Origin of the sequence: Bradyrhizobium sp. SBR1B (assembly GCF_014198205.1) — a bacterium.
Taxonomy (GTDB): domain Bacteria; phylum Pseudomonadota; class Alphaproteobacteria; order Rhizobiales; family Xanthobacteraceae; genus Bradyrhizobium.
In genome coordinates, this window is sequence record NZ_JACIHC010000011.1 from 55,991 (window position 1) to 74,631 (window position 18,641).

Sequence of the window (18,641 nt, forward strand, 5' to 3'; positions counted from 1 at the left end):
ACCGCGTCGGACGGTGTTGTCACGCTAATGGAGGACTCGAATGTCCGCCTTCCTGCTGAATCGTCTCTTGCAGAGCATCGTGCTGCTGGTGATCGTCTCGATCATCGGCTTCACGGTTCTCAACCTCATGCCGGGTGGTCCTCTGGCGCAGTTCGGGCTCGATCCGGGGATGACCCAGAAGGATGTGGAGCGGCTCGCAGCGCAGCTCGGGTTGAACCGGCCGCTATGGATGCAGTATCTCGATTGGGCCTGGCGGCTGCTCCAGGGCGATTGGGGACACTCGTTCCGCGATGGCTCTTCGGTGCTGACGGTGATTGGTCGACACTTGCTGGCGACGCTACTGCTTATGGGTACGTCCACCGCATTTGCGATCGGGGTGGGTGCCTGGATCGGAATCCGGGGCGCCACCCACCGCTATTCGCTGTTCGACTACTGCGCGACTGTCGGCGCCATGGTGGCGCTGTCCGTTCCGACGTTCTGGTTTGGCCTGATCGGCATCTACATCTTCACCCTGAAGCTGGGTTGGGTGCCCGCAGGCAACATGTACACGATTGGCGACGGCTCGGTACTGGACTATCTGCATCACCTGATCTTGCCGAGCCTGGTGCTGTCCCTCGTTCATGTCGCTATCTGGAGCCGTTACATGCGGACGGCAACGCTCGATGCGCTCAGTCAGGATTTCGTCAAGACGGCCCGGGCCAAGGGCGTGAGCGAACGCCGCATCTTGCTGAAACATGTCATCGGCAATGCGCTGTTGCCGATGATCACGCTGGCAGGGATGCAATTGCCCAGCGTTCTCACCGGCGCGCTGGTCACGGAGACCGTGTTCACCTGGCCGGGCATGGGGCGGCTGTTTCTCGACAGCCTTGGTTACAGCGACTATCCGGTCGTGATGGGGCTGTTGATCTTCTCGGCCATCCTGGTCCTGTTGGGTAATCTGATCGCAGACATCGTGATCGCCACCGTCGATCCGCGCATTCGCCTGGCCTGAGCCTGCAGACTCACGACAGATAAGAGGAGCGAGTAGATATGACCGCCATCGTCGCGCACGCAGCTCCGGCCCGCTGGTGGCACAGCCGTGCCGTTATCCGCTTCATGCGTCACCACCTGGCGCTCTTGGGAATCGCGATGATCACCCTGCTCGTGCTGGCGTGCGCCATCGGTCCCTATGCCTTGCCCTACGATTCGCTCCACATCGATCTGCGCGCCCGCTTTGCTCCGCCGCTGACAGGCAACCATTACTTAGGCACGGATCCCTTAGGGCGAGACCTCGCGGTGCGGCTGTTGATGGCCGGGCGCGTCTCGCTGGCGGTGGGGTTCTCCGCCATGTTGCTGTCGACGTTGATCGGCACGCTCATTGGCGTGACGGCCGGCTATCGCGGGGGTTGGGTCGGGGCGGCATTGATGCGGACGGTCGATGGCTTCCTGTCCTATCCCTCGATCTTTCTCGTGCTGGCGCTGGCCGCAACGCTGCGGCCGAGCCCGGCGATGATCACCGTGATCATTGCCGTCACGAGCTGGATGGAGACTGCGCGAATCGTCGAGGCCGAGGTCCGTTCCCTGCGCGAGCGCGAGTTCGTCCAGGCCGCGCGCATGGTCGGGCTTCGCAGGGCGCACATCATGTTCCGCGAGATCCTGCCCAATGCCATGGGTCCCATCATCGTCGCCGCAAGTCTGGCCGTCGCGCGCGCGATCCTTCTGGAGGCCTATATCAGCTTTCTCGGCTACGGCATCCAGCCGCCGCTGCCCAGCTGGGGCAACATGCTCAATGGCGCCCAGCAATATCTGGCGAGCGCTCCCTGGCTTGCCATCATTCCCGGTGCCGCCATTACGATGGCGGTGACGAGCTTCAACTTCATCGGCGATGGCTTGCGAGATGCCCTCGACGTTCGAAACGACCACATCTGAACGATTTCAACTGAGTCGCGGCTGAAACCAGCGACCATACGAGAAGCAAAGCCATGCACGCGCCGAGAGTTGCCGAGAAGGCCACGCCCTATTGGTGGGAAGCCGCGCCGCTTAAGCCGCCGCCTCAGCAGCCAATAGCCAGGAAGCTCGACGTGTTGATCGTGGGCGCGGGCTATGCAGGGCTCTCGGCCGGTCTGGTGCTGGCGCGCGAGGGCCGCTCGGTTGCGGCCTATGACGCCATGGACCCTGGTGAAGGAGCTTCGACGCGCAACGGCGGTATCACCAGCGGATCCATTCGGCCCGATTACGCGACGCTCACGCGCCGGTTCGGAGAGGAGAGGGCGCTGGCGATCGAGGCGGAAGGCAAGGCCGCGCGCGAGTTCCTGTACGATTTCATCAGGACGGAAGGCCTCGCCTGCGACTTCCAGCCGGTGGGGCAGTTCAAGGGCGCCTTCGGCTACGAGCAATACGAGGCCATGGCGCGCACCGCGGAGAGGCTGGCAAAGAAGCTTGGGATCGAAGCCTACGCAGTTCCCTATGCCGAGCAGCGCCAGTATATCGGCACCGATGTCTATCGCGGCGGTACGGTTCGGATGGACATCGGCGGACTGCACCCGGCGAAGTTTCACGCCGAACTGCTGCGGGTCGCGCTCGCTTCCGGATTGAGAGTCCACGCGCGGACGCCCGTGATCTCGATTGACAGAGATGGCTCCGGTTTCCGCGTCGTCACCGCGGCCGGTCCGGTGCAGGCGCGTCAGGTGCTGGTGTGTACCAACGGTTACACCGATGGCGCCGTGCCCTTCCTGCGCCGTCGGCTGGTCCCGGTTCGCAGCCGGATCATTGCGACGGAGGAGCTTGCGCCCGAAGTCATGGCGCGGCTGATGCCGAAACGCATGATGATCACGGAGAATCGGGAGGTCGGCTTCTACTATCGGCCCTCGCCTGATGGCAAACGCATCTTGCTGGGCGGCCGCGACAGCTCTCGGGTCGGCGACCCCGTCGCTCCGAAGCTGCTTCTGCGCAAGGGCCTGGTGAATCTGTTCCCTGAGCTGGAGGCCGTTCGCCTCTCACACAGCTGGTTCGGCCATGTGGCCATGAACCGCGACATGATTCCGCGCATCTTCGAGAAGGACGGTATCGTCTATGCCAGCGGCTTCTGCGGGTCGGGCGTGGTCTGGGCGCCATGGGTCGGTATGCACGCGGCCCACAAGCTCATGGGGCACGAGGAGAGGGCGCGCACCGCGTTCGACTTCAGGCCTCCGGCCTTCATCCCGTTCTATCGAGGCAATCCGTGGTTCATGCCTGCCTTCATTCAGGGCTACCGGATGCGTGACCGGATCGCGATGTGGCGCGCCAGCCGTTGATGGCCGGCAGCATAGCTTACAGCCGAGGGTGTGAGTTCCGGAGGCACTTCCGCCTCTCGAAAGAAGATTGCGATGCAGTACGTGTCCACGCGCGGCCATTCAGGCCGCAAGCAATTCTGCGAGGCATTGCTTGAAGGCCTCGCCCCGGATGGCGGGCTGTACGTCCCGGAAAGCTATCCTCGTGTGGACCACGCCACGCTGGATGCGTGGCGTACGCTGTCCTACGCCAACCTGGCTTTCGAGATCCTGTCGCTCTATGTCGGCGATATTCCCTCCGCCGACCTGAATGCCATCTGTGCAAAGACCTACACGCCGGAGATATTCGGAAAGCCTGACATCGCGCCGCTGCGAAAGCTGGAGAGGGGACTTTACCTCCAGGAACTGTCGAATGGTCCCACGTTGGCGTTCAAGGACATGGCCATGCAGTTGCTCGGCAATCTGCTCGAGTACGAGCTGGCGCGCCGGCAGGAGAACTTGAACATTCTTGGTGCGACCAGTGGCGATACCGGAAGCGCGGCAGAATACGCCATGCGCGGCAAGAAAGGGGTGCGGGTGTTCATGCTCTCGCCCCGCGGACGAATGAGCGCTTTTCAACAAGCTCAGATGTTCAGCCTCCAGGACCACAACATCCACAACATCGCGATAGAAGGCGTCTTCGACGATTGCCAGGACATCGTCAAGCGGGTGGCGAGCGATCTGGAGTTCAAGCAGAAATACAAGATCGGTGCGGTGAACTCGATCAACTGGGCGAGGCTCCTTGCGCAGGTCGTCTATTACTTCTCCGGTTATCTGCAGGCGTCCGAACGGGGGACGACAAGTGTAAGCTTTGCAGTGCCTTCGGGGAATTTCGGCAACATCTGCGCGGGGCATGTTGCGCGCATGATGGGGCTTCCAATATCCCGGTTGGTCCTTGCGACCAACGAGAACGACGTGCTCGACGAGTTTTTCCGTACCGGGGTGTATCGCGTCCGAAGTCGCGCAGACACGCTCGAAACCTCAAGCCCGTCCATGGACATCTCCAAGGCTTCAAATCTCGAACGCTTTGTATTCGACTTGTTAGATCGGGACGCAGAGCGAACGAAATCGCTGTTTGCTGATCAGCTCGGGGAGCGAGGCTCGTTCGATCTGAGTGGAGAATCCAGATTTGCAGAGGCTACAGCCCGTTTCGGCTTCCGTAGCGGAAGGAGCACACATGCCGATCGGCTCGCGACCATCCGTGACACGTGGAAGCGTCGGAACACCGTGATCGATCCACATGCGGCAGATGGCGTGAAGGTCGGGCGCATGCACGCGAGTCCCGAGATGCCGATGATTGTGCTCGAAACTGCTCTGCCGATCAAATTCGCCGCGACGATCAAGGAAGCTCTGGGCCGTGAGCCCGATCGCCCGCAAAGCTACGATGGCATTGAGAAGTTGCCGAGGCGGGTCAAAGTCCTTCCCGCGAATGCCCAGGCTGTCAAGAACTACATCACCGAGATTGTGCGCGATAAAGCCTGCTGAACGGCAGATATCGGAACGAAGGTCGCGTCAACCCATGGCCGTATTCACGGAGCTGTCATTCGACCAAGTCACAGCGTTCTTTCGAGCGCGGGGTCTCGGCGCGCCTCGCTCCGTTCGCGGGATCTCCAGCGGAATTGAGAATACCAACTACTTCGTCGATACGGATCGGGAAGGGTACGTGCTCACCATTTTTGAGCGCCTCCCCTTCGAGCAGTTGCCGTTTTACCTCCACTTCATGAAGCATCTTGCGGTGCGGGGCATGCCCGTCCCCAATCCGGTCGCCAACCGTGACGGCGAAATCCTTCACTCACTGAAGGGGCGGCCTGCCGCCGTCGTTACCAGGCTTCCCGGTGCAAGCGAGATGGAGCCTACGGTCGCGCATTGTGGTGCCGTCGGAAAATTCCTCGCGCAGGTGCACCTGGCTGGGGCCGATTACCCGCGACAACAGATAAATCCGCGCGGCCTCCAGTGGTGGAACGAGGTTGTGCCGGTGGTCAGCCGCTATGCATCTGCTGGACAGCGCTCGCTGCTCGCGAGTGAATTGGCGTTTCAGAACCAGGTCGCTTTGTCCTCGACCTACCGGCAACTGCCCAGGGGACCGGTGCACGCTGATCTCTTTCGCGACAACGCCTTGTTTGAGCGGGGGCAACTGTCCGGCGTTCTTGATTTCTATTTCGCCGGGTGCGACGCGCTTCTGTTCGACATTGCAGTGTGCGTCAATGATTGGTGCATCGATGGTCCCGCCGGCCGTTACGACGAGGAGCGAGTCATCGCCTTCCTCGACGCATATGAGAGCGTCCGGAGGTTGACTCCTTCGGAGCGCTTGCTGCTTCCCGCGATGCAGCGCGCTGCGGCATTTCGGTTTTTACTGTCGCGCCTGTGGGACGTATATCTGCCCCGCAAAGCTACGCTCCTAAAGCCACACGATCCGGGTCACTTCGAGCGCATGTTGCGCGTGCTGCGTGGAGAGATCCCCATGATGATCGCCGAAATGGCGCCCTAGCGGAGATTGGAGGGAATTATGACGCCGACTCTCGAAGGCCGCGCCGCGGCGCCCGACGCGTCGGCGCGCGACACGTCGTGATAACCGACGTCAATCCGCACCGTCTGGCGCTTGCAGTGGTGCTCCCGCCGCATGTGAGGCGTCAGCTCTGACGGCCCGCTTTCGAGCGCCGTCCTGGCGCGCCCGCCGCTGACGGCAGATTGGCCGCGTCGAGCCGCGAACAATGAAATTCTATGCCGAACTTTGCTCCAGTCCAATTGTGTAATGCTGTCTGGTGAAACGTACAGTGCGGACGATGCGAGGATCAGGTGGACCTCGCCGTCAATCAGGTACTGGCGACAAGTACCGCGAGCAAGAGAAACGTCGACCAATGATGAAGCCCGCAGCTTACCAGGCCGGAGATCGCGACGATCGAGCCGCGGTGCTGGTTCCATTCGCCAGATCACACCTGGAAGGCGCCCTGAAGCTCTCGCAGGAGATGTCCTGGCCCTATCGGCTCGAAGATTGGGATGTCGCGCTGCAGCTGGGCAAAGGCTTTGTTCTGGAACACGCTGGGACGGTGATCGGGACCGCGGCATGGTGGCCGTATGGCGAAACCCATGCTTCCGCTGGTATGATCATCGTCGCGAAGACCGCTCAGGGCCGTGGCTATGGGGCCCGGCTCATGGATGCGTTGCTGACGTCCGCGCGTCCACGAAGCATTGCGCTGAATTCGACCGCCGAAGGCCAAGCGCTTTACCAGCGGCGCGGTTTCGTCCCCATCGGGGTCATCCACCAGCATCAGGGAATTCCCAGAGGACGCCATGAGTCGCCGCCGGGGCTCGTCAGGCCAATGGCTGCCTCGGATTTCGAGGTGATCATGCGACTCGATCGCGACGCTACGGGCTTGGAGAGACGACAGATGCTCGAAAAGCTGCTCCAAAGCGGTGATGGCTATGTCCTGCAGCGCGACGGCATGGCCCGCGGCTACGCCATCTCCCGGCTTTTCGGCCGCGGGCATGTCATCGGTCCCGTCGTCGCCGAAACCGCGACCGATGCACAGGCGCTGATCGAGGCTGCGCTCGCGCGGCTCGGCAGTGTTTTTGTCCGCATCGACACCTCTGCCACATCGCAACTCGGGGATTGGCTCGAAGGCATCGGCCTGGAGCAGGTCGGCGATGCCACCACCATGATCTTGGGCACGCCGGCACCATCGAGCGGGTCGGCGCGCGTGTTTGCGATTGCCAATCAGTCGTTCGGCTAGGAGACATCGACGTGCGACGCGAGGAGATGAGCGGAACGGATCACCAGAATTCCGAGACGGCTGCAATGCTCGGCACGCTGGCAACGCCGGCTCTCCTGCTCGACGAGCGTCGGCTCGATCGCAATCTCGCCCGCCTGTCCTCGCGCATGGCGGAGCGAGGCGTCGTGCTGCGTCCCCACATGAAAACCGCGAAATCCATCGACGTGGCGCGACGGGCCTATCCGTCCGGATCGGGGCCGATCACTGTCTCTACCCTGGCGGAAGCCGAGTATTTCGCGCGGCACGGTTTTCGCGACATCACTTATGCGGTGGGTCTGGCGCCCCACACAGCTGAAAGAGCAATGCGTCTGCGCAAAGCAGGCGTTGACCTTAAGGTACTGCTCGATTCGCCGGAGCAGGCGAGAATGCTCGGCGCCGCCGGTCGTGCCGCTGGTGTGACACCGACCGCGTTCATCGAGATTGACTGCGATGGTCACCGCGGCGGGCTGACCGCGAACGACCCAAAGCTCATTGCAGTCGCGGTCGCGCTGGGCGAGGCCGGCGTCAAGCTTGCCGGCGTTCTCACCCATGCCGGCGAATCCTACAGCCTCTTCACGCCCGAGGCTCTCGTCGCGGCCGCGGAGAATGAGAGAGCGGTGGCGGTTGCCGCGGCGGAGGCCTTGCGGGCGGCCGGGCACCAATGCCCCATCGTGAGCGTCGGCTCGACCCCGACAGCGCATTTCGCCGAAGACCTGACCGGCGTCACGGAAATGCGGGCGGGCGTCTACATGTTCTTCGACTTGGTCATGCACGGTGTTGGTGTCTGCACGACGGACGACATCGCGATCTCGGTGCTCGCCACTGTGATCGGCACCAAGCCCGAGAAGGGCTGGATTCTGGTCGATGCCGGGTGGATGGCGCTGTCGCGCGACCGCGGCACGGCGGCGCAGCGGGTCGACCAGGGATATGGTCTGATCTGCGACGTGGCCGGCAAGGTCTATCCGGACCTGATCGTTTCGCAAGCAAGCCAGGAGCACGGGATCCTCGCCATCAGGCCCGGGTCGGCGCACGCTTTGCCCAATCTTCCGATCGGCGCGAAGGTCAGGATTCTCCCCAATCACGCCTGTGCGACGGCGTCGCAACACGAGTTGTACAACGTCGTCTCCGCCGGCGGCGACGCCATTCACGCCCGATGGCCCCGGATGCGCGGCTGGTAGCACTGGCCGGGCCATTCCCAGCCCCTGGTTCCCGCCGCCGATCGGCGCCTATTCCCGGATCAAGGATCGCTTCCAATGACCTCGCCCCTTCGACATTTGACGGAAGCCGGCTTTCTCGGAAAATTCTACATCGACGGAGACTGGCGGAAGCCGATCGGATCAGTCACGGCAGCCGCAATTGTCGTCAACCCGGCGACGGAACAGCCGATCGCCGACGTCGCGCTCGGCGACGACGATGATGTGGACTGCGCGATCGCAGCCGCCAGAGGAGCCTTCGCCGCCTGGTCCATGACACCGCCTGCTCAGAGAGCGGCGCTGCTCGACCGGATGCACGCCTTGCTCCTTGAGCGGCTGGAGCTGTTCGCGCAGGCGCTTACGTGTGAGATGGGAGCTGCGATCACCTATGCGCGCCGCGCTCAGGTGCCGTTGGCCGCCGAGCATATCCGCGTCGCCCGGCACAATCTCGCGAATTATCCGTTCATCGCCGCGCGCGGCAGCACCGCGATCATGCGCGAGCCAATCGGCGTCTGCGGCCTCATCACGCCATGGAACTGGCCACTTTATCAGATTACTGCGAAGGTGGCCCCGGCGATTGCGGCCGGTTGCACGGTGGTGTTGAAACCGAGCGAATTATCGCCGCTGAGCGCTTTGCTATTCGCGGAACTGATGGACGATGCCGGTTGCCCACCCGGCGTCTTCAACCTCGTCAATGGGACAGGTCCGATCGTGGGCGCCGCTCTCGCGTCGCATCCGTTGGTCGACATGATCTCGATCACCGGCTCGACGCGCGCCGGCGTTCTCGTCGCGCAAGCGGCAGCGCCCACCGTCAAGCGCGTTGCCCAGGAGCTCGGCGGCAAGTCGCCAAATATCATCTTGCCGGACGCCGATCTCAGCCGTGCTGTTCCGCTTGGCGTCGCCGCCGCCTTCCGCAATCTCGGCCAATCCTGCAGTGCGCCGACGCGCATGCTCGTGCCCCGTTCACGGATCGAGGAGGTCGAGACCTTGGCCGCGGCGGCCGCTTCTGAACTGGTGGTCGGCGATCCCCTTGCGGAAAGCACGACCCATGGTCCGATCGCCAACCGGCCGCAGTTCGAGCGCATCCAGACCATGATCGGCGTCGGACTGGAAGAAGGCGTCAAGCTCGTCATCGGCGGGCGAGGGCGGCCCGACGATCTCCGGACTGGCTTCTATGCGCGGCCGACCATCTTCTCGAACGTCCGTCCCGACATGAGGATCGCGCAGGAGGAGATCTTCGGCCCGGTGCTGTCGATCATTCCCTACGACACCGTGGACGAAGCGATCGCGATCGCCAATGACACCGTCTACGGCCTCGGCGCCCACGTGCAGGGCACTGATATGGAGACGGCGCGAACCGTCGCCGGGCAGATCCAGTCGGGTCAAGTCCATCTCAATTATCCTGACTGGGACCCCAACGCACCTTTCGGCGGCTACAAGCGCTCCGGCAACGGTCGCGAATACGGCATCGAGGGCATGGAGGAGTATCTTGAGACCAAGGCCGTTCTCGGATTTTACCACTCTCGCGCTTGAGCAGCTCGTATCGCTCAAACGGCCAGAAAACCGAACATCTTGCGAAGTCCTGGATGATTTCAGCACATTCTACCGAGCGCACGATGCGATGAAGGGCTGATCGGAAACTTTGCTTCCGTATTCTTGGCAGCCGAGGTTCGTTGGAACATGTCGCCCCACGTCGAGCGCATTCACAGCGATGAGCGTCTCCCGGCCGAGGCCGACGTCGTCATTGTCGGCGGCGGCATCCTCGGCTCTACGGCCGCCTATTACTTGGCGAAGCGCGGCCTCTCCGTGGCGCTCCTCGAGAAGGGCCACGTCGCCTGTGAACAATCGAGCCGAAACTGGGGTTGGTGCCGCCAGCAGAACCGCGACCGCCGCGAACTGCCGCTATCGGTGCTCTCCATGCGGCTGTGGGACGAGCTCACGCGCGATATCAATCGGGACCTTGGATTTCGTCGCTGCGGTCTCGTCTATGCGACCCATGACGAGGCTGTGCTCGCGGGCTGGGAAAAGTGGCGCGAGGTCGCCAAGGAATACGGCGTCGATACCCGCGTGCTCAGCCGGGCCGAGGTGGCCGAGCGCGTCCCCGAAGCGCGCGACAAATGGGTCGGCGGGACCTATTCGGCGCGAGACGGCAAGGCCGAACCTGCGCTCGCCGCGCCGGCTATCGCTGAGGGGGCTAGAGTTCTGGGCGCCACGATCCACCAGGGATGCGCCGCGCGGGCGCTCGGCTTGGCCAATGGCAGGATTGCGGGCGTGCACACGGAGAAGGGCTACATCAGAACCAGTGCTGTGCTGTGCGCCGCCGGCGCCTGGTCCTCGCGCTTCCTTCGGCCGCTCGGGATCAGTTTCCCCCAAGCGAGCATCCGGCAGACCGCGCTGCGTTCCACGCCGACAATCAACATAGGCGAGGCGGTCTCCACACCCTATTGCACGATTACGCGCCGACTGGACGGCAGCTACACGCTTGCGATCAGCGGCAAGGCGAACCTCGAAATCACGCCCCAGGCCATCCGGTATAGCCGGGAATTCATGCCGCAGTTCTTGCGTCGCCTGAAGAACGTCAGGCTCGGCATCGGCCAATCGTTCGTTTCGGGGCCGGATTCATTGCCGGCGCTGCTGACCAACGACGACCGGATCTTCGAACAGAATCGCGTGCTGGACCCTCCGCCCTTGAAATGGCTGGAGAGCCAAGTGGTGGAGAGTGTCCGGAAAACCTTCCCCCAACTCGGCGAAATAGAGATCGATAGCGCCTGGGGCGGCTTCGTCGATTGCACGCCGGACGCAGTGCCCGTGGTATCGCAGGTGGGCGGGGTGGATGGCCTCGTCCTCGCGGCGGGCTGCTCGGGTCACGGCTTCGGTCTGGGCCCGGGGCTCGGCTATCTGGCCGCAGAGCTTGTCGTCAACGACACGCCTTGCGTCGATCCGACGCCGTTCCGGCTGTCGCGTCTGGTCGATGGTTCCAAGCTGGACATCGCCGCCATCTGAAGATCGAGCCGGACGTCAGGCCCGACGTACCGTGGCGAGCAAAGGATTCGGAGCTGTGCTCGAAGATCCTTATCCGCGTGCGGGACCTGATCGCGATTTAGCAGTCCCTAAGGGGCGTTTCCTCCCCAACTTGAGCCACTCCTTCGGAGTGGCTCTTTCTTTATGGACAAGACGATTTGGCTGATCGAGGTGCATCGGCCGAAGACCCACCGTTTGGAAAGGATCGCCAACTCGCCGGCCGATGGTTCAACGGGCAGACTTCTCTCCCAATGGGCAGACGATCGCGCCAGCGTTCATGATGTCCGCCGGATCAAAGGCGGTCTTGATCCGGCGCATCGCCGCGATGCGCCCGAGATCGCCGTACCGCTCCAGAAGATGCTTCTTGAATCGGCCGACGCCATGCTCCGCGCTGAACGTGCCGCCGAGCGCTGCGGCTGTATCGTAGAGTTGCAGAGACAGGCTGCTTTCGATCCGCTTGGTGAACTCGATGCGGTCGACGCCGGCGGGAACGAGCACGTTGTAGTGCAGATTGCCGTCGCCGACATGGCCGTACACGGAGAGCTCAAGGTCGGCGTCATATGCTCGCACCTGTGAGCCGGCCAGATCTAGGAAGCGCTGAATGGAGGAAAGCGGTACCGAGATATCGTGCTTGACCGACCCGTTCCGGCGCTTCTCGCCCTCGGGGATGGTCTCGCGGAGCCGCCACATCGCGGTCCGCTGCGATCCGCTCTGCGCCAGCAGTGCGTCCTCGATCCATCCGGACTCGATCGCCTCGGCCAGTACGGCTTCCATCAGTTCGTCGAGATCGAGATGACGTGAGGAAGAGGCTAACTCGACGAGGACGGCGCCAGCTGGGCCCGCTCCAAGGGAGCGCGGGTCGGTCATTGCGTCGGTCGCAAGCGCGATGGATCGGGCCGCCATGAATTCGAAAGTGGTCAGCAGGTCCGCGGATTCGCGACGGACCAGAGCGAGAAGCTCGGCGAGCGGCGCGCCGCTCGCGAGCTTCAGCCAGGCAGTCGCGCGGCGGGTCGGCAGGGGCGCGAGACGCAACACTGCGCCCGTAACGATGCCCAGAGTCCCCTCGCTTCCGACGAAGCACTGTTTGACATCGTAGCCGGTATTGTTCTTCCGCAGCTTGCGCATGTCGGAGACCACCGTGCCGTCCGACAGCACCGCCTCAATTCCGAGCAGCAGATCACGCGTCATTCCGTACCTGACGACCGATAGCCCGCCGGCATTCGTCCCGATGTTACCGCCGATCCGGCAACTGCCTTCCGCGCCGAGGCTGAGCGGCAACAGAAGTCCGGTGGCCGCCGCGGCGTCCTGTACGTTCTTCAGGATGGCGCCGGCGTCCACAGAGATGCTCATGGAGACGGGATCGACTTCGCGAATCCTGTCCATCCGCTCGAGGCTCACGATAATCTGGCGTCCGGAAGCGTCCGGTGTCGCACCGCCGCAGTAGCTGGTATTGCCGCCCTGCGGAACGATTCCGATACCATGATGCGCCGCCAGCCGCACGATGTCGGCGACTTGCTTCGTCGTCGCCGGCTTCAGCACGGCAAACGTCGAGCCCGTGGAGAGCTGGCGTTGATCCGTCGTGTAGGTAGCCATCCGCTCCGGGTCGTCAACGACGCCTCCGTCGCCGACAAGGTCGCGAAAGGCCCGAACGTGTACTGACTGGGACATGCTCAGCTCCCGATTGGCATCGGGCCATCTTTGCGCGTTTGTGCCGCATTGGCTGCCGTTGGAGGGTCATTCAGAAGAAACCAATGCTGAATTACTACGATTGTCGGCAGCTTGCGCCGCCGTCGAACACTTTCTCGCGAGGCGTCTGGGACTTGAGAGAAGTAGTCGATGACTTCACGGGTCATCTATCCCTGATGCTTGAAGTGGGGCGTCGCTACCGTAGCCAAGATCGTAGGTTGCTCTGTGCTGAATTGAAAAACGGTACATATTTCCATGGGGGTTGACTGACACTCTCTCCGCCGTCTTTGATCGGTTGCGCAGATTACTTCGGCATCTCCAGATATTTCGATATCGACCGGCGTTTCCTGCCGATCGTCTGGCTCGACCCGGGAGCTTCTGCCGCGACTTGTCTTCGCCATCTGCTTGACCTCAGGTTCTAGATTACGACCACCCGTTGTTCCTGGCGCGATGGATGGTCCGAGAGGCGCCTCCAGCCGCGCAGTTCGGTTTGCGCTGGTCGCGCGATGCCGAACACTGTCGCGCCGGAGAGAGCCGTCGACTGGACGCCTCCGATGTCGATCCCGACCGCGGGGCGCGAGTTGACCGGAATGATAGCCTCTAGCGCCGTTTGCGCCGACACGGACCATCCGCCGGCGATGGTCGACACGGTGACGTTCTTGATCTTGCCGGCGATCGGTCGATGGATCGCGATCGGGATCCAGCCGGCCTCTGGCAAGAAGATGCGGTCGGACTCGATCTTGATCTGTGGGATCGGGACGGCCTTTTCTTGCGGCGGCGCTTGCCTGCCATTACGTCGCGCGCCAGCTCAGTGGTTTCCCCGTTGCATGGCCAATCCGTTGTGTCGGCCAGGCAGACCATGAGGAATGGCTCGGCCGTAGGTCAATTCCCGCCCATCGTACGATCAAGCAAATAAATGAATTGAATTGACATTTTGCTACATCGATTATGCTATGGAAACGATGGATATCGAACTCGCCAGAACTTTCATCGAGATTGTGTCAACCGGTAGTTTCATCAAAGCTGCCGACCGTTTGCATGTCGCGCAGACCACGGTCAGCGCACGTGTGCGCCTCCTCGAGCAGCAGCTCGGGCGCCCGCTGTTCGTTAGAAACAAGGGCGGTGCGAGCCTCACGCCGGCTGGCGAACAGTTCCTTCGTTTCGCACCGACTTTCGTACAATTGTGGCAGCGCGCAAAACAGCAAGTGGCTGTGCCGGAAGGACACAGCGCTGTCTTGACGATTGGAAGCGAAGTCAGCTTATGGCGGCCGCTTTTAATCGAGTGGGTCAGGGCGTTGAGGCGATCACACCCGGACATTGCGCTTCGCGTTCACGTCGACGTTCCTCAGGATTTGATTACGCACGTTGCTGCCGGGCTTGTAGATATCGCGATCATGTACGCTCCCCAACATCGACCAGGGTTGGAGGTCGATCTGGTCATGGAGGAAGAACTCGTTCTCGTGACAACCGATCTCGCGAAGTATCACGAGAACGATCCTCGATATGTTCACGTCGAATGGGGTTCTGAGTTCGCTCTTCATCATGCAGTGAGCTTTCCGGAAACCGTGCCGAGTCTCGTAACAAATCTCGGTCCGCTTGCGCTGAGCTATATCCTCGTGGAGGGAGGTTCCGGGTACTTCCGAATGCATGCGGTTCAGTCATATCTTGCCGAGGGCTCACTTCACCTGGTTCCTGGCGCGCCTCGGTTCTCATTCCCCGTTTACGCCACACACGCGACAAATGTTGATGCCGCGGCGTTGAAGGCGGCACTCGTCGCGCTGCGCAAGGCTGCAAGCGTCGGGAAGTAGCTCGACAGGAAAGCGTGGCGACTCGTTCAGCAAGAGCACGTGCAATCGCGTCAGCATTGGCGAAGCGCTAATGCCGACGGTCACCAAGACCGCCACCGTACATGGACGCGCTGTGCCGCCGATTAGGTCGGCGGTGATACTTCGCTCGCTCGCACTTCAAGCACCGCGAGGCTTCGTTCCCTACCACGCTCGGTCCAATGAATTGACTGCCCAGGTCCAAGTCCAATGAGGGCGGTGCCAATCGGACTTAGAACGGAGATGCAGTGATCGGTTCTGGTTTCGTCCGGAAGAACGAGACGACCGCGACAAAGATGTGAGGTTCCAAGCTCGACGAACTTCACCTCGCATCCGAGTCTGACGGCCGAACACCATGCGGCGGTGTCGGAAATCATATCGGCGCGATCAATCTCCTCTCGAAGAAGGCAATCGGTATCGACGCTCGTCGTCGGCAAGTCTTGAAGCAGCCTGAGGAGCTTTTGTCGGTCCATTCTCGTCAGAACTATGGACGGTCGGTCAGGACGTCTCTGTCCAGCGTCGGTCATGGTACTCTTCTCCCGGAGAGCAGCATCTTCCCATCGGCCGCCCTCAACGACAAACGAGTTTATTTGACCGTTCGATGCAATGGAAACGCTGGGCTGAGCGACACAGATCCAATGCGGCAGCGTGGCAAAAGTCGCAACGATAAGAGCTACAAAGCGCGCCGTGCAACTGCTGCAGGGCCAACGTGACCGCACGACCGTGGGGTCCTCTGCGTTCGCCGAATGATGCGCTATCCAGATCACGAATCCGCGCTTTGTTGTCTGAGATGTCAGGCGAGAGCTACCTCGTTGGTTGTTGATTCAGGCCTGGGTTTCACGCGCAGGACCAACTTGATCCGCGATGGGAATTCAAGCCCGTATCTCATCGCGGTTCAATTCCGCGGAGATCGGAAGGTGTCTAAGTATGGAGGTACGAAGCGGTTCGCGACAAAACGGCGCGGACAAACTGAGTATCTTGATTTAGCGGACCGTCGCGTCAAGTATGTGGGCATGACTATCATTGCGCTCGATCAACAACATCGCGTCGAGGGCCACCTGCAAATTGGCAGGTGACCCGGCAGCCTTAATGACTGTCCGGGCAAAACTATTTTCACAACAATCTTTCCTGCTCTGTCACGAGGTGCGTAGCACGCGCCGCGCGCTCGTTTGACATGAGCCTGTCGGCGATGGTGCGCCGCGATACGAAGCTTGCTCAGTTGGCGACCGGCAACTGGACGCAATATCGAGCTAACACCGAAGGAGTCAAGCGATGACAGAGGCGAGAGAGTACGGGCGATTGTACATGAACGCCGCGAACGACGCAGTTGCGACCATTGCGGACCATAGTCGCAAAACCGTGCAACTGGCCGGTAACAACACGCTGCAGTCATTCGCATATCTTGCCCGACTTGCAGGCGCCAAAACTGGAATGGAAGCGATCGAGGTTTCAGACGCGTATTATCGAAATCAGATAGGTGCGCTGGGGCAGCACGCGAACAATCTGATCGACCTAACCCGGAGGATGCGAAGCATATGTCTAGCCCCCTTTGAACGCCAAGAGGCGGACGAAGGCGTCTTACCAGCTCATGAAAGCTGAGGAGTATTGCGCGATGTCAAACATCCGATTCGATTCCACCGAGCAATTGCCCTCGATCGTCATAGCGCGACGAGACCATGCGCGCCTTGAACGGTTAGCCGATGATGCCGTGAAAGAACGTCATCCGGTTGGCAGATTCCTGATGTCGAAGATTCGTCGGGCCGTCGTGTTCGATACGAACCAGGTACCGGATGGTACTGTGCGTCTCAACGAGTGGGTGACCTACAGGGTCGATGGTGGTCGGCAGTCCGAAAGCAAAATCCTGGTGTGCCCGCACGATCTTAGAAACGGTCTGACGGAACTATCGGTTCTCTCACCGCTTGGTGCTGCCCTTCTCGGAATGAGCGTTGGGCAGCGTATGAAGTTCTTCAGTATCGAGGGCGGGCTTCATTCCGTCATTGTCGAGGGCGTCCTGGCACCGGCGGGAGCACCCGTGTTGCTTCCGGCACAATCCCGCCGCAGCGCCGGTCGGGCTTCCACTAGCTCTCCGGAGCCCGATGACGACGGCCCTCAGGCGGCTTAGGAGCGGATGTGTTGGCAGAGAGCTGGATCGCTCGATAAGACTTGAGGAGTGGGAAATGCAGCGCGACAGAGTAGCTGAGATGAGACCGCCGATTGCCATAGATGCTGATCATTTCACCAGACTATCGGCGCTCTCGTCGATGGCAAGCAGGCCGCTAGCCGAGGTATGCGAATATCTTCGGGAGGAATTCGAGCGGGCGCATGTCCTCCCGGCAGACAAATTGCGTCCCGATATCGTCAGTTTCGGCAGTAAGGTGAAGTTTCGGGATGAACAGACCGGAAAGGTTCAAGAGATAGTTCTAGTTTATCCGCTTGATGCCGATATTGCACGCCGACGTGTGTCCGTGCTGACGCCGGTCGGCGCCGCACTTCTGGGGCTTTCGGTCAAACAGATGATCTCGTTCCGCACCAGAACCGGCGAAAGTCGCGAGCTCGCCGTGCTCAAGGTCGGCCGCGAAGAATAGTCGGGCGCTGAGGAGAGAACGTGGGCGCGATGGATGCCATCGCGCCCCCTTTGATCCAATCAGCTCGTTGCAGGGTTGCGATTGGCTATACCTAATCCGACCGATGTCTATCGTGTCTTGGATTCGCCTCGTGCTCGATCTCCCAAAGGGTCCACACGAGGGCAATGCCCAGGCAGACAATAATTGCCAAAAGGAGCAATGTCAGTTGGGGCGCTGTGAGCGCGGGGGTGCCCATCGCATGCTTGGCGAAATTTTCGAGCGGCAGAGGCATTGCATCCGTTTCGATTGTCCGCGTTCGGCGTCCCCATGGGGCCTCCTGAGTTGTCGTCCATTGTGCTAGTCTTGCAAACGAAAAATGTTGTCAGTTCTGATCGACAAGAATGCTAGGTGCGACAGCCGGCAAGTCGTGCGCCTATGGTCGTTTAGACTGAAGAAGTCTTGCGCCATTCTCATTCGGCCAATCGGCATCAACCGATGATGGTTTTCGTTTGTCAAATGTTGATCTGTAGGTTGACCTCAGCGTGGTGCGCGCGCCAGGAGCGGGAAAAATGCCGACAAACCATGCACCCGAGGAACCATTGCGGGGCCGTCGTTGTTCCGAGCTTCAACGTATGTCAAACGAAGGACTCTGATGTACCGAAGGATTCTCCTGGCTTTTGATGGATCACCGGATGGCCGCGACGCACTCGTTCATGCCCAGAATGTGGCAGTCGCGTGCGGTTCGACAGTTCATCTCGTTGCGATCGTTGACTCGCCCGAGCGAATGCTCACCGTCGAGGGAGCGGCATCGTTTTTCGTGAATCAGGGGGCTGAAGCGCGGGCACTGCTCGACGAGGCCGTGAGGCAGCTCAGGGGCACCGGATGCGCCGCAGCAGGCAAGCTGAACTATGGGAGGCCGGCAGAACAGATAATGCTCGCGGCCGTTGAGATAGGCGCGGACCTGATTATCGTCGGTCGCCGAGATCAAGGACCGCTTGCCCGCTACTTGAATGGCCTGGCAGATGGATCGACCTTGCCTCAACTGCCATGCAGCGTGCTTGTGGTGGCGAAGTCTGAGCGCACGCAAGCAGCTTAACGCCCATGAGCATCAGACGTGGCTACCGAGCGCGCAGCCTCAGCATTTCCGTTTGTCGAACCCCGGCGCACCACCAACCCCTCCTGGTCTGACGCCGATCGATGATGCTCGCCTGAATCGAATTCTCAGTAGTGTGACTGTGCGGCAAAAGTCCACAGCTGCCTTGGGATCGCGTCTTTAGAGCATACATGAGAGCAATGATGTTTGATGGAGCATCCAATC

17 protein-coding genes are annotated in these 18,641 nt (G+C 61.3%); 14 read left to right on the forward strand and 3 right to left on the reverse strand.

Annotated features, from left to right (window positions below; genetic code table 11):
- Positions 1–40 precede the first annotated feature (40 nt).
- From GGD61_RS24995 to GGD61_RS25035, 9 genes are all read left to right on the forward strand, one after another.
- Positions 41–991: an ABC transporter permease gene (locus tag GGD61_RS24995; protein WP_018321787.1), complete on the forward strand. Its 951-nt coding sequence runs from the start codon at positions 41–43 to the stop codon at positions 989–991.
- A gap of 38 nt (positions 992–1,029) precedes the next feature.
- Positions 1,030–1,908 (forward strand): ABC transporter permease, encoded by an 879-nt coding sequence (locus GGD61_RS25000; RefSeq protein WP_018321788.1) that lies wholly within the window; start codon positions 1,030–1,032, stop codon positions 1,906–1,908.
- Between the two features lie 53 nt (positions 1,909–1,961).
- Entirely contained in the window at positions 1,962–3,272 is a 1,311-nt protein-coding gene (locus GGD61_RS25005) for an FAD-binding oxidoreductase (protein ID WP_183231429.1), read from the forward strand.
- A gap of 72 nt (positions 3,273–3,344) precedes the next feature.
- Positions 3,345–4,772 (forward strand): threonine synthase, encoded by a 1,428-nt coding sequence (thrC, locus tag GGD61_RS25010; protein WP_183231430.1) that lies wholly within the window; start codon positions 3,345–3,347, stop codon positions 4,770–4,772.
- A gap of 34 nt (positions 4,773–4,806) precedes the next feature.
- On the forward strand, positions 4,807–5,775 hold the full coding sequence (locus tag GGD61_RS25015) for a homoserine kinase (RefSeq protein ID WP_183231431.1): 969 nt from the start codon (positions 4,807–4,809) through the stop codon (positions 5,773–5,775).
- Positions 5,776–6,145: 370 nt separating this feature from the next.
- Positions 6,146–7,018, forward strand: coding sequence for a GNAT family N-acetyltransferase (locus GGD61_RS25020; protein WP_183231432.1), 873 nt, complete (start codon positions 6,146–6,148; stop codon positions 7,016–7,018).
- A 65-nt stretch (positions 7,019–7,083) separates the two neighbouring features.
- Positions 7,084–8,214: an alanine racemase gene (locus tag GGD61_RS25025; RefSeq protein ID WP_246786027.1), complete on the forward strand. Its 1,131-nt coding sequence runs from the start codon at positions 7,084–7,086 to the stop codon at positions 8,212–8,214.
- A 75-nt stretch (positions 8,215–8,289) separates the two neighbouring features.
- Entirely contained in the window at positions 8,290–9,762 is a 1,473-nt protein-coding gene (locus GGD61_RS25030; RefSeq protein ID WP_183231433.1) for an aldehyde dehydrogenase family protein, read from the forward strand.
- 147 nt (positions 9,763–9,909) lie between these two features.
- Complete coding sequence (locus GGD61_RS25035; RefSeq protein WP_183231434.1) at positions 9,910–11,232, forward strand: FAD-binding oxidoreductase; 1,323 nt, start codon at positions 9,910–9,912, stop codon at positions 11,230–11,232.
- A gap of 246 nt (positions 11,233–11,478) precedes the next feature.
- Here the strand turns inward: GGD61_RS25035 and GGD61_RS25040 are convergent, their stop codons facing one another.
- Positions 11,479–12,918, reverse strand: coding sequence for an FAD-binding oxidoreductase (locus tag GGD61_RS25040; RefSeq protein WP_244550582.1), 1,440 nt, complete (start codon positions 12,916–12,918; stop codon positions 11,479–11,481).
- Positions 12,919–13,354: 436 nt separating this feature from the next.
- The gene (locus tag GGD61_RS25045; protein ID WP_028141328.1) at positions 13,355–13,654 is read right to left on the reverse strand and encodes a hypothetical protein; all 300 of its coding nucleotides are present in this window, start codon (positions 13,652–13,654) and stop codon (positions 13,355–13,357) included.
- 235 nt (positions 13,655–13,889) lie between these two features.
- Here GGD61_RS25045 and GGD61_RS25050 point away from each other — a divergent pair, with 235 nt between their 5' ends.
- Positions 13,890–14,744, forward strand: a complete 855-nt coding sequence (locus tag GGD61_RS25050; RefSeq protein WP_246786028.1) for a LysR family transcriptional regulator — start codon at positions 13,890–13,892, stop codon at positions 14,742–14,744.
- 122 nt (positions 14,745–14,866) lie between these two features.
- Here the strand turns inward: GGD61_RS25050 and GGD61_RS41470 are convergent, their stop codons facing one another.
- Positions 14,867–15,286 carry a GreA/GreB family elongation factor gene (locus tag GGD61_RS41470; protein ID WP_183231435.1) on the reverse strand — a complete coding sequence of 140 codons (420 nt, stop codon included), beginning with the start codon at positions 15,284–15,286 and terminating at the stop codon, positions 14,867–14,869.
- A 778-nt stretch (positions 15,287–16,064) separates the two neighbouring features.
- On the opposite strand from GGD61_RS41470, the gene GGD61_RS25060 reads away from it, so the two are divergent.
- The 4 genes from GGD61_RS25060 (at position 16,065) to GGD61_RS41675 (ending at position 18,419) form a co-directional block, all read left to right on the forward strand.
- Positions 16,065–16,358: a phasin family protein gene (locus GGD61_RS25060; RefSeq protein ID WP_183231436.1), complete on the forward strand. Its 294-nt coding sequence runs from the start codon at positions 16,065–16,067 to the stop codon at positions 16,356–16,358.
- A gap of 13 nt (positions 16,359–16,371) precedes the next feature.
- Positions 16,372–16,881, forward strand: a complete 510-nt coding sequence (locus tag GGD61_RS25065) for a GreA/GreB family elongation factor (protein ID WP_183231437.1) — start codon at positions 16,372–16,374, stop codon at positions 16,879–16,881.
- Between the two features lie 55 nt (positions 16,882–16,936).
- Complete coding sequence (gene rnk / locus GGD61_RS25070) at positions 16,937–17,344, forward strand: nucleoside diphosphate kinase regulator (protein WP_246786029.1); 408 nt, start codon at positions 16,937–16,939, stop codon at positions 17,342–17,344.
- 631 nt (positions 17,345–17,975) lie between these two features.
- A complete protein-coding gene (locus GGD61_RS41675; RefSeq protein ID WP_183231438.1) occupies positions 17,976–18,419 on the forward strand; it encodes a universal stress protein in 444 nt (147 codons plus the stop codon).
- Positions 18,420–18,641 lie beyond the last annotated feature (222 nt).